Origin of the sequence: Neokomagataea anthophila, from assembly GCF_018122595.1 — a bacterium.
GTDB classification, from domain to species: domain Bacteria; phylum Pseudomonadota; class Alphaproteobacteria; order Acetobacterales; family Acetobacteraceae; genus Gluconobacter; species Gluconobacter anthophilus.
The window spans coordinates 1-989 of sequence record NZ_JAGRQH010000025.1; the positions used below are offsets into that span (position 1 = coordinate 1).

1 protein-coding gene is annotated in these 989 nt (G+C 56.6%); it reads left to right on the forward strand.

Annotated elements, in window-relative coordinates; all coding sequences use genetic code 11:
- On the forward strand, positions 1-989 hold a 989-nt coding region (gene gnd / locus KB213_RS11955), incomplete at both ends, for a phosphogluconate dehydrogenase (NAD(+)-dependent, decarboxylating) (protein WP_211683448.1).

The following is a 989-nucleotide window of genomic DNA, read 5'->3' on the forward strand; positions in this document are numbered from 1 at the left end:
ATGCGTATTGGGATTATTGGCCTTGGGCGTATGGGCGGGAACATAGCGGTTCGCCTGACGCGTCATGCACATGATGTTGTAGCGTTTGACCGTTCAGCGGAAGCGACGTCGAAGATTGTTGAGCGTGCGGATGGTGGCCGTGCGGTTGGTGCTACGAGCGTTGAGGACCTGACGGCGAAGCTGAAGGGTGATGAGCGCCGCGTTGTTTGGGTTATGCTTCCGGCAGGCCCGATCACGGAGAGCTGCATTGAGCAGCTTGGTGGTCTTTTGACTGAGGGTGACATCATCATTGATGGTGGGAACTCGTACTACAAGGACGACCTTCGCCGTGCGAAAGCGCTGGCGGAGAAGGGGATTTCCTACATTGATGTTGGCACGTCCGGCGGTGTGTGGGGCCTCGAGCGCGGTTATTGTATGATGTATGGCGGTGAGAAATCTGCCGCTGATTACGTTGACCCAATCCTTGCGGCACTGGCGCCGGGTAAGGGTGATGTTGCACGTACGCCGAACCGTGATGCGGAAGGTCTGGACCCGCGCGCTGAGCAGGGTTACCTGCATTGTGGCCCGGCTGGTTCAGGTCACTTCGTGAAGATGATCCATAATGGCATCGAATACGGGATGATGCAGGCCTTCGCGGAAGGGTTTGATGTGCTCAAGAGCAAGAACAGCCCTGTTCTGGCCGAAGGTGAGCGCTTTGACCTGAATGTTGCAGATATTGCTGAAGTCTGGCGCCGTGGCAGTGTTGTATCCTCTTGGCTGCTAGATTTGACGGCGGAAGCACTGGCGAAGTCTGGTGATCTGTCTGAGTTCTCAGGTGAAGTATCGGACTCGGGTGAAGGTCGCTGGTCGATCGAAGCGGCAATCGAGGAAGATGTTCCCGTACCTGTGATGACCGCATCGCTGTTCACGCGTTTCCGCTCACGCAGTGGCAACAACTTCGCTGAGAAAATCATCTCCGCACAGCGCTTCGGATTCGGCGGACACGTCGA